The 13946-nt window shown below is 58.5% G+C and carries 14 protein-coding genes; 6 read left to right on the top strand and 8 right to left on the bottom strand.

Annotated features, from left to right (window positions below; all coding sequences use genetic code 11):
• Nucleotides 1-60 precede the first annotated feature (60 nt).
• The 5 genes from ACSEXW_RS18850 to ACSEXW_RS18830 form a co-directional block, all read right to left on the bottom strand.
• Nucleotides 61-1740: an L-lactate permease gene (locus ACSEXW_RS18850; protein ID WP_438447724.1), complete on the bottom strand. Its 1680-nt coding sequence runs from the start codon at nucleotides 1738-1740 to the stop codon at nucleotides 61-63.
• Between the two features lie 102 nt (nucleotides 1741-1842).
• Nucleotides 1843-2532, bottom strand: coding sequence for a LutC/YkgG family protein (locus tag ACSEXW_RS18845; protein ID WP_438447723.1), 690 nt, complete (start codon nucleotides 2530-2532; stop codon nucleotides 1843-1845).
• Nucleotides 2522-3958 carry a LutB/LldF family L-lactate oxidation iron-sulfur protein gene (locus ACSEXW_RS18840; protein WP_438447722.1) on the bottom strand — a complete coding sequence of 479 codons (1437 nt, stop codon included), beginning with the start codon at nucleotides 3956-3958 and terminating at the stop codon, nucleotides 2522-2524. Before ACSEXW_RS18840 ends, ACSEXW_RS18845 begins: the two co-directional genes overlap by 11 nt.
• On the bottom strand, nucleotides 3927-4685 hold the full coding sequence (locus ACSEXW_RS18835) for a (Fe-S)-binding protein (protein WP_438447721.1): 759 nt from the start codon (nucleotides 4683-4685) through the stop codon (nucleotides 3927-3929). The genes ACSEXW_RS18840 and ACSEXW_RS18835 overlap by 32 nt, the downstream gene beginning before the upstream one ends.
• A 131-nt stretch (nucleotides 4686-4816) precedes the next feature.
• Complete coding sequence (locus ACSEXW_RS18830) at nucleotides 4817-5527, bottom strand: FadR/GntR family transcriptional regulator (RefSeq protein WP_438447720.1); 711 nt, start codon at nucleotides 5525-5527, stop codon at nucleotides 4817-4819.
• Between the two features lie 255 nt (nucleotides 5528-5782).
• On the opposite strand from ACSEXW_RS18830, the gene ACSEXW_RS18825 reads away from it, so the two are divergent.
• Together ACSEXW_RS18825 and ACSEXW_RS18820 are read left to right on the top strand one after the other, a co-directional pair.
• On the top strand, nucleotides 5783-7201 hold the full coding sequence (locus ACSEXW_RS18825; protein ID WP_438447719.1) for an FAD-binding oxidoreductase: 1419 nt from the start codon (nucleotides 5783-5785) through the stop codon (nucleotides 7199-7201).
• Nucleotides 7198-8571, top strand: a complete 1374-nt coding sequence (locus tag ACSEXW_RS18820) for a (Fe-S)-binding protein (protein WP_438447718.1) — start codon at nucleotides 7198-7200, stop codon at nucleotides 8569-8571. The genes ACSEXW_RS18825 and ACSEXW_RS18820 overlap by 4 nt, the downstream gene beginning before the upstream one ends.
• 39 nt (nucleotides 8572-8610) lie before the next feature.
• Here the strand turns inward: ACSEXW_RS18820 and ACSEXW_RS18815 are convergent, their stop codons facing one another.
• Complete coding sequence (locus ACSEXW_RS18815) at nucleotides 8611-8943, bottom strand: helix-turn-helix domain-containing protein (RefSeq protein ID WP_438447717.1); 333 nt, start codon at nucleotides 8941-8943, stop codon at nucleotides 8611-8613.
• A gap of 718 nt (nucleotides 8944-9661) precedes the next feature.
• Here ACSEXW_RS18815 and ACSEXW_RS18810 point away from each other — a divergent pair.
• Nucleotides 9662-9844 (top strand): hypothetical protein, encoded by a 183-nt coding sequence (locus ACSEXW_RS18810; protein ID WP_438447716.1) that lies wholly within the window; start codon nucleotides 9662-9664, stop codon nucleotides 9842-9844.
• Nucleotides 9845-9867: 23 nt separating this feature from the next.
• Here ACSEXW_RS18810 and ACSEXW_RS18805 read toward each other — a convergent pair whose 3' ends face one another.
• Nucleotides 9868-10248 (bottom strand): helix-turn-helix domain-containing protein, encoded by a 381-nt coding sequence (locus tag ACSEXW_RS18805; RefSeq protein ID WP_438447715.1) that lies wholly within the window; start codon nucleotides 10246-10248, stop codon nucleotides 9868-9870.
• Nucleotides 10249-10518: 270 nt separating this feature from the next.
• Nucleotides 10519-11019, bottom strand: a complete 501-nt coding sequence (locus tag ACSEXW_RS18800) for a DinB family protein (RefSeq protein WP_438447714.1) — start codon at nucleotides 11017-11019, stop codon at nucleotides 10519-10521.
• Nucleotides 11020-11201: 182 nt separating this feature from the next.
• On the opposite strand from ACSEXW_RS18800, the gene bcp reads away from it, so the two are divergent.
• The 3 genes from bcp (at nucleotide 11202) to ACSEXW_RS18785 (ending at nucleotide 13903) form a co-directional block, all read left to right on the top strand.
• The gene (gene bcp, locus ACSEXW_RS18795; protein ID WP_438447713.1) at nucleotides 11202-11678 is read left to right on the top strand and encodes a thioredoxin-dependent thiol peroxidase; all 477 of its coding nucleotides are present in this window, start codon (nucleotides 11202-11204) and stop codon (nucleotides 11676-11678) included.
• A 197-nt stretch (nucleotides 11679-11875) separates the two neighbouring features.
• The gene (locus ACSEXW_RS18790) at nucleotides 11876-12952 is read left to right on the top strand and encodes an ABC transporter permease subunit (RefSeq protein WP_438447712.1); all 1077 of its coding nucleotides are present in this window, start codon (nucleotides 11876-11878) and stop codon (nucleotides 12950-12952) included.
• 3 nt (nucleotides 12953-12955) lie between these two features.
• The gene (locus tag ACSEXW_RS18785) at nucleotides 12956-13903 is read left to right on the top strand and encodes an ABC transporter permease subunit (RefSeq protein ID WP_438447711.1); all 948 of its coding nucleotides are present in this window, start codon (nucleotides 12956-12958) and stop codon (nucleotides 13901-13903) included.
• The last annotated feature ends 43 nt before the right edge of the window (nucleotides 13904-13946 follow it).

Raw genomic sequence — 13946 nt, 5'->3', positions numbered from 1 at the left:
TGTACAAGCAGCGCAAAAAGCCGCCTCCCCGAAAGGAAGCGGCTCTTTGTAAAGCATCTTTTATGGAATCATCCAAGTCAGGATGGTGGCCTGGGCGTAGGTGATGATGCCGATGATGGTGACCATGATGAAGGAGTGCTTGACGGTGAAGCGGAACAGGTCCGACTCCTTGCCGTTCAGGCCTACGGATGCACAGGCGACGGCGATGGACTGTGGCGAGATCATCTTGCCGGTCACGCCGCCGCTGGTGTTGGCTGCCACGGCCAGGGTCGGGTCCATGCCGACGCTCTGGGCCGTCACCTTCTGCAGGTTGCCGAACAGCAGGTTGGACGAGGTGTCCGAGCCGGTGATGAAGACGCCGAGCCAGCCCAGGAACGGGGAGAAGAAGGGGAACAGCGGACCCGACTTGGCCAGCAGGTTGCCCAAGGAGCCGCTCATGCCTGAAGCATTGGTGACGTAGGCGAAGCCGACCACCGCCATGATGTTGATGACCGGATACTTCAGCTCATTGATGGTTTCGCCGAAGGTGACGAACCACTTGGACCAGGAAATGCCGACGATGAACTTGGTGACGATGGCGGCCAGCAGGATGGCCGTGCCGGCAGCGCCAAGCACCTCCAGCTTGAATTGGGCGGCGATGGGCTTCCCGTTCAGCCCGATGACCAGGTTGTGAAGCCCCGGCACGTTCGGATAGAAGGTCAGATGGTGGCCCAGCCACTTGCTGATCCAGCGGAGCAGCTCGTTGGCGCCGTCATATTTTCCGGTAAGCGCTTTCTTGAATGTTGGAACGCCCCACACGGAGATCAAAGCGGTCAACACCAGGAACGGCGACCATGCCCGGAAAATCTGCCCGCCCGTATACTTCGGCCGGTCTTGAGCACGCACGCCGGGCGCGGATTCCTCGTGGGCGAAGCGGTAGATGGTCTTCGGCTTCCACACACGCAGGAACAGGGTCAGGGCGACGAGAGAAACGAGGGCGGACAGAATATCCGGCAGCTCTGGTCCCATGAAGTTGGAGGACAGGAACTGGGTCAGGGCGAACGCTCCGCCGGTGACGAAGATGGCCGGAAGCACTTCATTGGCCTTGCGGAAGCCGCACATCATGATGACGAGATAATACGGGACGAAGAGGGACAGGAAGGGCAGCTGGCGGCCGACCATCTTGGAGATCTCGATGGCGGGGATGCCCGTCGGGCCCTCCATGGCGATGATCGGGATGCCGATGGCGCCAAAGGCGACGGGAGCGGTGTTGGCGATCAGGCACAACCCGGCCGCATAGAGCGGGTTGAAGCCCAAGCCTACGAGCAGCGCGGCGGTAATCGCCACGGGAGCACCGAACCCTGCGGCACCCTCCAGGAACGCACCAAATGAAAACGCTACCAACAATGCCTGCAAACGACGGTCTTCCGTAATCGTCACGATGGAGGAGCGGATGATTTCGAATTGGCCGGTCTTCACGGTCAGCTTGTATAGGAATACGGATGGGATGATGATCCAGCCGATGGGCAGGAGGCCGTATAACGCGCCCTGCAGGGAAGACATGACGGCCATGGAGACGGGCATGCGGTAGAAAATCAGGGCGACTACAATGGAGAGTAGTAGAGTCGTGGTGCCGGCGATGTACCCTTTCATCCGCTTGACCGCCAAAGCCCAAAAGAAATAAAGGGTAGGGATCAGAGCAACGAGTGCTGAAAGAACCAGGTTATCCGCAACAGGGTCAATGATTTGCTTCCATGTCATGGTCGGCTGCACCTCTCCGAATAGAATGATAAAGCTATAAGAAGGGGAGCGGGAGGCTCCCCGGTGAAGCCTGCAGTTGTAGAGGAAGCGCGGATCTTGGCTTCAGATGTCCTCGATCAGGAAAATCGTAATCCGCCCCGGACCGTGCACCCCGATGGTCAGATCCATCTCGATGTCAGAGGTCCGGCTGGGGCCGGTGATGAAGTTGACGCAGGAATATTCGCGGGCCCGGGGGGCCATCTGTCCAAGAACCTGAGTGATCCGCGGCACGACCGTGCTGGCCCGGACCACAGCCAGGAACTGGTTGGGCAAGAGACTGACCAGCCGCCCCCGGTCTCCCCGGTTGTAGAGCACGATGGAGCCGGTCTCGGACACGCCGTGGGAGGCGTATACCAGACCCGCTTGGCTGCTCTCCGCCTGGCGGATCAGCCCGTCCCGGTCCCCGTCCTCGCTCCAGTAGCTGACCTCGATGCCCTCCTCCGCCAGTTGCTCCGTCGGGTCCGAACCCTTCACCATGTCTCCAGCGGGCCATGCCATGAGGCGGGTCATTCCGGCTTCCTTCAGGTAGGCGCCGATGGCCCGGCCAAGCTCGGCCTCGTCCGCCACGGGCACCACGATGCCGCCCAGCTTCATGAGCTCGCTGCCGAATTGGGTGACGAGACCTGCCTGGTCCAGCTCCTTGTGGAGGTGGTCCCAGGGGTGGCGCAGCCACTTGGGGTCCTCTGTGGTCCGGATCCGGTCCCGCCCCATCTTGGAGGCCAGTTTGTTCAGGAACTGCTCTTTATTTGCCATCGGGGGTATCGCCTCCATTCTTGCCTTCTTCGTTCCACCATTCGCGGAACGTCTGCATCGGCGGGGCCGGCAGATCCCGGGCCTTGGTCCATTTGCCCAGAAGGCTCGGCGCCTTCCGGATGTAGCCGTCCTTGTCCTTGAACGGCTTCAGGCCGTACTTGGCCAGCTTGATGCCCGTCTTGTACATCCACGGGTTCGCCATGGCCGTACCGAAGCCCTTGAAGATGAGCCGCTCCACCGCCGGTGTGCGTTTCTCCTCCACCTCATCCTTCCGGAGGTCCAGCAGGTAGTCATGGAGGGGGATCCGCACCGGACAAGCGTCCGTACACGCTCCGCACAGACTGGACAGGTAAGGCATCTTCTCCCAGTTTTCGAAGCCCTGGAGGATCGGGGTCAGCACCGCCCCGATGGGGCCGGGGTAGACGCTGCCGTAGGCATGGCCTCCGATGTGGCGGTAGACAGGGCAGACGTTCAGGCAGGCGCCGCAGCGGATGCAGTTCAGAATCTTCTGATACTCCGTACCGAGAGCGTTGCTCCGGCCGTTGTCCACGATGATGACGTGCAGCTCCTCGGGTCCGTCCACATCGTTCGGCTTGCGCGGCCCGTTGATGGCCGTCACGTAGCTTGTGATCTTCTGTCCCGTTGCAGAGCGGGGGAGCAGGGAAAGGACGGTATCCAGCTCCTCCCAGCCGGGGACGATCCGCTCCATGCCCATGAGCACAACGTGGGTCTTGGGGATGGTGGTGGACAGGCGGGCGTTGCCCTCGTTGGACACCAGTACCACGGAGCCCGTCTCGGCCACGGCGAAGTTGCAGCCCGACAGACCGATGTCGGCCTTCAGGAATTTGTCCCGGAGGACGGTTCGGGCGTATTGGGTCAGCTGCTTCGTATCCTCTGGCAGCTCTTGGCCCGACGCCTTGGAGAACAGCTCCGCCACCTGCTTGCGGTTCTTGTGGATGGCGGGCACGATGATGTGGGAGGGCGTCTCATTCGCCAGCTGGATGATGTATTCACCCAAGTCGGACTCGATGGCGTCGACCCCGATCTCCTCCAGGCGCTTGTTCAGGTGGATCTCCTCGGACACCATGGACTTGGCCTTAATGACCGTCTTCGCCTGCTTGGCCCGGGCCAGATCCAGGATGTACTGGACCACTTCCTCGTCCGTCTCCGCGAAGAACACCTTGCCCCCGTTGTTCTCCACATTCGTCGAGAATTTATCGAGGTAATAGTCCAGATGCGAGACGGTGTGGGTGCGGATGGCTTCGGCGCGAACGCGCCATTCCTCCAGGTTGCCCAGGGCCTCCGCGGCGTTGGCCTTGCCGGTGCGGAAGCGCTCCTGGGCGTTAGCCAGCGATTTCTTCAGAAAAGGATCCCGGATCGCCTTGTCGACCCGTTCACTTAAGGGAGCCAGCTCGTTTGGATTCATAGCGTCTCACCCCCTCGTCCAAGAGCTCCGCCACGTGGTAGGCCTTCACGTCGTGGCCCAGCCGCCGGAGACGGCCTTCGATATTCATCAGGCACGCCATATCCGAGCCCAGCAGGATGTTGGCGCCGGTCTCGATGATATGCTTGGCCTTCTCGTCCACCATCTCGCCGGAGATGTCGTGCATCTTCACGGCGAAGGTGCCGCCGAAGCCGCAGCAATCGTTCTTATACGGCAGGTCGACATACTTCAGCTTATCGATGCCCTGCACCAGCTGGATCGGCTCGGAGACGACGCCGAGGCCCCGTGTCATGTGGCAGGAGCAGTGGTAGGTGGCGATGCCTTCATACTCCGCCTCCACCTGGGTAATCCCGAGCACCCGGACCATAAATTCGGAGAACTCGAACATCTTGTCAGCCAGGGCCTGGGCCTTGCCGCGCCATTCGGGATCGGCTGCGAACAGGTTCGGGTAATGGTGCCTTACCATGGAGACACAGGAGCCGGAAGGAGCCACCACATACTCCGATTTCTCAAAAGCCCGGATCAGCTGCTTCGCAGCCTTCTTGGTATCCTCGTGATACCCGCTGTTGTAGGCGGGCTGGCCGCAGCAGACCTGGTCCTGGGGAAAATCCACCTTGCAGCCGTACCGGCGCAGCATCCGGACCACCGCCTTGCCCACGTTGGGATACATCGCGTCGGATATGCAGGTAATGAACAAGGATACGTTCACTTCGTCAGCCTCCTTCAGAGGATCGTATGGTGCGGGATCGCTTACATAGATATTCAAACCAAGAGAGTTCGCCAAAATCTGGTCATCAGATGACATGATGATTAAAGGTGCGAAGAAGCCATTCAGGTCCCCTACGCCAGTTCTTCCTCTTGGTTGAAGCGGATTAAGAGATTCTCCACCTTCACCAGATGGGCCAGCATCAGCTGTTCGGCCAGCGGAGGATTCATCTCCTCGATCGCCCGGTAGATGGAGGTATGCTCCTGATACAGTCGCTCCAGGGTGGAATCCTCGGAGAACAGCCAGAGCCGGCGGCTCTCCTTCATGGTCTCGCGGAGGGTGTCGGAGATCTGGTTCATCATCCGGAGCAGCACGCTGTTCCCCGTGGCTTCGGCAATAGCCATGTGGAAGTTGGCGTCCGCGGTCTCCCCCAGATTGTCTCCCCCCGTAGCCTTGCTCATAGCAACAAGCGAAGCCTGCATGGCATCCAGATGCTCCTGTTTCCGCTTGGAGGCGGCCATGAAGGCGGCACCGGATTCGATAATCTTGCGGACCTCGAAAAATTCCAGCATTTCCTTCTTATTAATCATGATGAAATCTTCTATGGGCTCCGCCAGTCGAGACAGGTCGAAGCCGGTCACGAAGGTGCCTTCTCCCTGGCGAATATCCACAAGGCCCATGGCCCGAAGGGCGCTCAAGGCCTCGCGGATGGTGGAGCGTCCTACTTGGAAGCGCTTGGCTAGCTGCTCGACGGACTCCAGCCGATCTCCGGGCTTCACTTCTCCACGCTGGATGCGGTCCCGAATCTGATCGGCCACCAGCTCGTATATCTTCTTGGTCTGCACCCGAGAGTACTCCATAGCAACACCTCAGTTTGATGGGAAACTCAGGATCAAAGATCCCGTCATCTGATCATCCTCTCCAGAAAAATCCATAAAATCTCCCAATGGAATGGATTGACAAGTAGTGGGTCATCTGATCTCTATACTTATATAGTACGTGAGTTCACGTTTTTGTCAAGAGTTATTGCATTGTAAAGCGTTTTCAAGTATAATCAGTGACATAAGTCATCTGATGACCTTATGGGAGGGAGCAGGTTCATGACGAACAAGATCAGCAGCGCAGCGAAGACCCGGTTCAAGAGCATACTAGGTGACAAGAGGTTTCTGGACGACGAACAATCCCTCGTATCTTATTCCTACGACGCCACGCCGATGTACCAAGCCCTGCCTGAGGCGGTGGCCTTTCCGGTCAGCACGGAGGAGGTCAGCGCAATCATGAAGGTGGCCCATGAGGAACGGATTCCCGTCTACACCCGGGGCTCCGCCAGCAATCTGGCCGCCGGCACCGTGCCGCTCCATGGAGGTCTAGTCCTGGTGCTGACCCGCATGAACCGGATTATGGAGATCGATCAGGAAAATCTGACGGCTACGGTGGAGGCGGGAGTCATCACCAAGAGCCTGCACGATGCGGTCCGGGAGATCGGCCTGTTCTACCCTCCGGATCCCGGCAGCATGCCGGTCTCCACCATCGGGGGCAACATCGCCCAATGCGCGGGGGGACTCCACGGGTTGAAATACGGGACGACCAAGGACTACGTCCTCGGCCTGACGGCGGTCCTGCCCAACGGGGAGGTTATCCGCACCGGCGGCAAGCTGACGAAGGATGTGGCCGGCTATGACCTGACCAAGCTCTTGGTCGGCTCCGAAGGCACCCTGGCGGTGATTACGGAGGCTATCCTGAAGCTGCTGCCGGCCCCGCCCTACAAGCGGGTGCTGCTGGCCCTGTTCGACGATATGCGCGCCGCCGGACGAACGGTGTCCAAGGTCATCGCGGCCCGCATCATCCCGGGCACGCTGGAGTTTATGGACCAGGGAACGATCCGGGTGGTCGAGGATTTTGCCAAGATCGGATTGCCCACTGAAGTGAAGGCCCTGCTCGTGATCGGCCAGGACGGCCATCCGACGGTGGTGGACGAGGACATCCGGAAGATCCGGGATCTGTGCCTGGAGGAGGCCATTGACGTCAAGGTCGCCCAGAGCGACGATGATATCGATAATATTATGAAGGCCCGGCGCATCGCTCTCTCGGCGCTGGCCCGGATGAAGCCGACGACGATCCTGGAGGACGCCACGGTGCCGCGGAGCCAGATCGCCCCGATGGTGGAGAAGATCATGGAGATCAGCGAGAAGCATAACGTGCGGATCTGCACCTTCGGGCATGCTGGAGATGGCAACCTGCATCCCACCTGCATGACCGACGCCCGGGACCACGAGGAGATCCTCCGGGTGGAGGCGGCCTTCGAGGAGATCTTCGAGGCGGCTCTGCGGCTCGGAGGTACCATCACCGGCGAGCATGGCGTGGGCCACGCCAAGGCTCCTTATCTGGAGTGGAAGGTCGGCGCAGCCGGCATCGAAGTGATGAAGGGCATCAAGGCGGCCTTCGATCCCCACGGCATTCTCAATCCCGGCAAGATGTTCGCAGGTGAGACCCGCAAGAGGGTGGTGGTCCGTCAATGAGCGGCGCACTTAAGATCATGCCCGAGCTGAAGCGCAACCCGGCTGCCGAGCGGATGAAGGAGCTCATGAACTATGATGAGCTGCAGAACTGCATCCGCTGCGGCTTCTGCCTCCCGGCCTGCCCGACTTATCGGGAGACGGGGCTGGAGGCTTTCTCTCCGAGGGGGCGGATCGCCTTGATGAAGGCGGCCGTGGACGGCCACATGCATGCGGGAGATGAGCTCCGCAAGCAGCTGGACCTGTGCCTGGGCTGCCGGGCCTGCGAGCCCGCTTGCCCGTCCGGCGTCCAGTACGGCGGCTTGCTGGAATCGGCCAAGGAGGCCATCGAGGAGAACACCCGCCACCCGGCCTGGATCGAGTGGATCCGCACCGCGGCGTTCAAGCATCTGTTCGTCAATCAGAAGCGGATGCGGCTTCTCGGCGGATTGATCCGCTTCTATCAGAAGTCCGGGCTGCAGCGGCTGACCCGGAAGCTGGGCCTTCTGCGCATCCTGCCGGACCATATGCGGTCGATGGAGGCTATCCTGCCGGAAGCCAGCTCCTCGGGAGTCGCGCTGGAGCTGGGCACCTTCATTCCGGCTAAGGGTCCGAAGAGAGGCACCGCCGGCATGTTCAGCGGCTGCATCATGGACATCCTGTTCCTGGAGACCAACAAGAACACCGTGATGCTTCTGTCCGAGGCCGGCTATGACGTGGTCATTCCCCCGGGCCAGAACTGCTGCGGCGCCCTGCATGCCCACAGCGGGGAGAACGAGGGGGCCCGGAAGCTGGCCGTGAACAACATTCGCGCCTTCAAGGAGGCCCAGGTAGACGTCATCGTCTCCAACGCCGGCGGCTGCGGGGCCATGCTGAAGGAATATGACCATCTGCTGCATCACGGCAAGGACGGCGTCACCGCAGAGGATGCCAAGTGGTTCTCGGCTCGGGTCAAGGATGTGAGCGAGGTGTTCCTGGAGCTGGCGCCCCTGGACGACTTCGGCGAGCTGGATGGCAGCCGGGTTACTTACCAGGGTTCCTGCCACCTGCAGAACGTCATGAAGGTGAAGAACCCGCCCCGGCAGATCATCCGCGGCATCCGCGGCGTCCGGTACGTGGAGCTCCACGAATCCGACCGCTGCTGCGGCTCGGCGGGCATCTACAACGTGGTCCAGCCGGAGATGGCCGGGGGCATCATTGATGAGAAGATGGTCCACGTCAAGCGGACGCAGGCGGACATCCTCGTCACCTCCAACCCGGGCTGCCTCCTGCAGATGAAGCACGGCATCCACAAGGCCGGGATCAGCGGGGAGATGCGGGCGGTTCACCTGGTCGATCTGCTGGCGGAGGCCCGGAAGGGCCGGGGAACGGCCGATCGTAATGCTATGAAGTAAAAACAAGCCTTCCTTCCGTTAACCGGAGGGAGGGCTTGTTTAATGGGAGGGCCTGTTCTTTTTCCACTTCAGGAAGGCCACATACTCTTGGAGCTCTTGTATGTCGATGCCGGAGGATATGGCGTCACGAATCAGATCCAGCCATTTCGGGTCCAGCGCCGCTTCGTTCTGCTGTCCGAACAGCAGGTAGTGGATGGGAACCTGTAGAGAGACCGCTATTTTCTCGATGACTTGAATAGAAGGATTGCTCTGGATGCCCCTCTCCACATTGCTGAGATAGGATTTGGCCACACCCGCAGCTTCCGCCAGCTCCGAGAGGGAGATATTCTTCTCCAGCCGTGTTGCTTTGATGCGGAATCCAATGTTCTTCATGCTTACCCTCTTCCCTTACTCGTTGTAATCATTATAACCGAGACTCCTAGAACGAACAATTCATACAGGCGGATGATAGGGCGATGGTCCGGTATCGAAGCAATGGCGGCTTGTACTCCCAGGACCAGGGACATGCCATGGCGAACCGATAGTCATAGACGAAAGCGTATTCTTAATAACGAACCATAGTGCGAGAGATTCCCTTTGTACCGCCATTCAAAATGATCGGATTGTCCCAGTCCCGGACAAAAGCTGGCTGGAAATTTTCCAGTGAAAAATGACAGCGTTTTCAAGTATTATTAAAAACCATTCTAAATAAGCCTTTATCCGATTGGGGGATCCAGCTGAGGAGCAATGAGGAGGGGAGCGACAAAATGGCTTGAAAACACGGCAAAAATCGTATGTTGTCACATTCTGGGAAGCGCATTCCGGATTCAGAACAAGAGGAGGAAATATTTTCAAAATGACCTTTGGTTTATTTCCCTTATTGGAGATGGGTTTACGGTCCCTTCCAGTCGGGAACGAGGTGGTTCGACAATTTACATCCGTTTACAGGTTCGTTTTAACGAAGTATAATCGAATTGTATAGAATAATTATAAATCAGAGCTGCTAGCTTTGACATATATCGCAACGGCGCATCGTTCAAGCTTCCGCTTCCCTATCAAGGGCATATTGACTGGTCCGGCTGGATTATACAAAGGTAAATGAGGTGCGGATATGAAGATCATACTGGATGTGGACCATATTGTCCGTGAGATGAGGGTCTCGGAAGAAGCGTTTACGAAGTGGAAAGCCGCCAACCTGGAACCATTCCAAGAAGGCGGCGGGGGCCGTTGGACTGCATTGGAGGAGCTTACCCTCAAGAGTTCCAATTATTCCAATGATCTGAAGACGGGCTGAGGCTTTCGGATGTCCCATCGGTCTTACTTGTCTTGGTACATCGAACGTTCCGCGCGGATGAAGGCTATGAAGCGCCTGGATTCTTCCGGAGTGAGCTTCCTTCCATCCACCGTGAAGGCGAATTTGTCCAGGATCTGCTCATCGGACAGCTCCATGTGCTCCGTAAACTCGCGGACACCCAGGTCTGAGATGTTCGAAGGATCCTCGGTACGGCCAAGCAGATAATCGATGGACACTTTGAAGTAATCGGCAAGCTTGGTCAGAATCGTATAGTCGGGATCTCTGCGGCTCTTCTCGTAATGGGATAGGGAGGCGCGTGAGATTCCAATTTTCGATGCCAGGTCCTCTTGTGTCAGCCCGCGTTTTTCCCGCAGAGCTGCAATCTTGTCTCCGCATGTCATCATACCGCAAACTCCTTGTTCTGATCGGATGGGAACTCAATCGGTAAACCTCTTTTAGCTACACAATGAATCATATCACATTTTGTCAAGGTTGTCGGATACGATTTGTAACTGCTTTGTGAAATCCCTCACAGTCATAAGGGTTCGTTACGGAACCCTCGATTGTGGGGGTGGAATGTAAGCGGTTATCATAATGGTATTCCGCCACTTATGAGGGCCGGGATCTTCATGCTTAATGAAGAGATCCCGGCCTTCCTTATTTGATTAAGCGCGTCAAAGAGCAGGCGCTTCCATGCCCATAGCGGACCATTCTTCCTTGGACGGTCCGTAGATGCCCGGAACCGCAAGCCCGGCCTGGCGCATGAGAACGGTCATCTGGCCGCGATGATGGATCTGATGGGTGACCAGCACCCAGAGGGTCTGGCTGTTGGGCCACTCCTCTCCGTACATGTTGCACGTCAAGATCAGGCTGTTGTCATTCCAGCTCTCGCGCATGGCTGTAATCATGTTGTCGCTGGCTTGCCGGTAGGCCTCGGCGATATCCTGAGCCGAAGAGGGGCAGTCGTCCTCCTCCGGAGCCTCGAAATGCAGACCGGTGCGCGACAGCATCTCATGAATGGTGGTGGTGAGATGCCAAGCCAGATAGCCTAAGGACCGGTGGCCTTCGGCGGCCTTCGTGCTGAGAGATTCGTCGGTCAGGACGGAGAGGAGCTTCAGGGTATGGTCGCTCTCCTGGTTCCAGGCCTGATAGAAATCGTCCATGGTACGAAACATAGCGGATTCAGCCTCCAATGGATAAGGGCGTTTTTATTGTTTAGTATGTTCGACTTTTTAAAGGAAAATCCTTCCTCTATCTTCGATTTTTTTCGACATTCCTGCAGATCCGGCGTTGTATACCGCCCGGGCGGTCTGATATGATCGTGGAAGGATGTTGGATGAGGAAGGAGAAGATGGATATGGCGCAAGAAACGGCATTGGCGGTGGGGCAGACAGTCCCTGATTTCACCTTGGCATCCACGTCAGGACAAGAGGTAAGCCTCTCTGGATACCGGGGCCGGAAGGTGGTCCTTTACTTTTATCCGAAGGATATGACACCCGCCTGCACCCAAGAGACCTGCGATTTCAGGGATTATCATCCGGGCATACAAGCGGCGGGAGCGGTCATCCTGGGAATCAGCCCCGATGATCTCAAGTCCCACGGCAAGTTTGCGGCCAAGCACGGGCTTCCCTTCGAGCTCCTGTCGGATCCCGAGCACCAGGTCAGCGAGCTGTTCGGCGTATGGAAGCTGAAGAAGCTGTACGGCCGGGAATACATGGGCATCGAACGCTCCACCTTCCTGATCGACGAGGGAGGCAAGCTGGTGAAGGAATGGCGCAAGGTGAAGGTGGCAGGCCATGCTGTCGAGGTTCTGGCGGCTGTGAAGGGCGACTGAAGCCTGCTCCGCCAGACGGGCGGCTTGGATCTGCAGATGAGATGGGCCTTGGAGGGCGATGCCTTCCAAGGCCTTTTTGTGCATCGGGGACAAGCTCCCTATCCGGATGTCCGGAAAGGATTGTCTTTTTTGACCTGCGGTTATATGATAGCAACGATAGAGAAGTAGGAAAAAATGGAAGAATAGGGGGGAGAGCCGTGGCAGTGATCCGTAGAATCCTATACGGGCTGTGCATCGCTCTTGGGGTGGCAGCTGGCATTGTACTGCTGAGCAATCTGAGCTGGGCGGTTCGCAGCCAGGCGGATATGAATCATCTCTATGTGTACACCTATCCGGGAAGAGCGACCCTCGAGGAGGTGGTTCCGCGTGTGCCCGGGACCCGTATTGCGGATGCCGCAAGCGGACTGGTGGAGGTGCCGGCGGGACAGGCGGAGAAATACCGGAAGATGTTCCTGCTCAAGGATGGAGTCCGAACCGCCATGAAGGTCGTTTCTCCCCCTAGCTTATCGCTGTCCGCATATAAGGATGGAGTAGTCAAGCAGCTGAAGGCTTTCGCATCCGGCGACTTCGGCAGCATCTATCTGCGGAGCGGCAAGTTCAAGCCCTTGGGCGACTATTTGAGAGTCATGATCGAGACGTCGTTGAAATATTATGTGCCCGCCCTCGCAAGCGGCGTGTTGCTTGGTTATCTCGGAGCCTATCTTGCTGCGCTTCTGCCCCGTGCCGGCCGGCTGCTGGACGGAGTGCATGGGCTCCTGCTCGGCATTCCGGACTTCTTCCTGGTGGTGATGCTGCAGGTGCTGGGCATTTACCTCGTCAAGTGGACGGGGGATCAGGTGTTCAAGATTCTTCAATTTTCCGGGACGCCGTTCCTGATCCCATTCGTGACGATCGCCGTATTCCCGGCGCTCCTCGTCTACGGGACGCTCCGTCTCGCCATCGAGAGGGAGTGGCGGGAGAATTACGTGCTGACGGCCTACGCCAAGGGGCTGTCCTACCCGACTGTAATTCGAAAGCACCTGCTCCGGAACACGCGGGAGGATGTGCTGTCGGTTCTGCCGAAGGCGGTCACGGCTTCTCTGGCAGGGATGGTGATAGCGGAGGGCTTGTGCCAGATCGTCGGCATCGGCGGTTATTCCATCAATCCCAAGTTTGCCGGCGTCACCTCCCTAACGGCAACCAGCATCCTGCTCGGAGGGATGGCGCTCTTGCTGCAGCTGATCATCTATCTTCTCCGGGTATGGCTTACGGTCCGGCCCGAGGAGGCGGTCTAATCCATGGCATTCCATTGGCCCAAAATCCGGTACGCCGCCGCCTGGGCGCTCCTGCTCCTGCTGGCCGCCGCCGTTCTGCTCGGCGGGGTGATCAAGCCTTATGGCCTGAATCCCGGCACGAAGATCGAATTTGAGAAGCGCATCGTCCAAGGGGAGGAGAAGTACGTCGCTCCTCCGTTCCCGCCCGATGCCAAGCACTGGCTGGGTACCGACCACCGGGGCTTCGACGTGCTGAGCTTGCTGTTGAACGGCGCCAAGTACACCTTGGGCTTCGCCCTGGCGGTTGCCGTGTCACGGTTCGCCCTGGCGCTGCCCGCCGGTCTTGCTGCCGGCGTCAGCGGCAGGGGCAGAGGAGCGCTGGCGGCGCTCCAAGCGATTTTCTCAGCCGTACCGGCGCTCTTGTTCGTCTATCCGGGACTGGTAGGCGTGTACCGATCCATGCAGATCGACACGGGTCTTCCGCCCGGCAATCCCAATCTGGCGTGGTTCGCCTTCTTCGCCTATGTACTGATGACCTTAGCCGGCGTCTTTCCCTTGGCCCATCAGATGGCGCAGCGCAGCTCCTTCTATGCCTCCAAGGCCTACGTATCGGCCGCCCGGGTTATGGGAGCCGGCAGCGGCAGAGTCATCAGGAGGCACATCCTTCCCCACATGCGGGAGGAAATCCTATTCGCCTTCCTGACGGAGCTGGTTCAAGTTCTCTTCCTGATGGGACAATTGGCGGTATTGGGCGTATATCTATTCGGCGGCGAGATCCTGGATTATGACCCAGAGCCGTATACACTTCTGCTGACGCAGACCGGAGAATGGTGCTCCATCCTGTCCTACGGCGCCGTCATGATCCGGATATATCCTTGGATCGTGGTCAGTGCGGGCGTGGCGTTCACACTGTCGATTCTGATCCTGCAGTTTTTCTTAGGCGAGCTGAAGCGGAGAGGCGGCAACGGTTGAGCGGTCCGGTCCCGCAAAATGATAGAGAGCCTGCATATGCCGT

The sequence above is a fragment of the Oryzibacillus soli genome (genome assembly GCF_051594765.1).
GTDB lineage: Bacteria > Bacillota > Bacilli > Paenibacillales > NBRC-103111 > Paenibacillus_AR.
The sequence above is the reverse complement of the archived record's forward strand: the minus strand, read 5'-3'. Positions and strand labels throughout refer to the sequence as shown.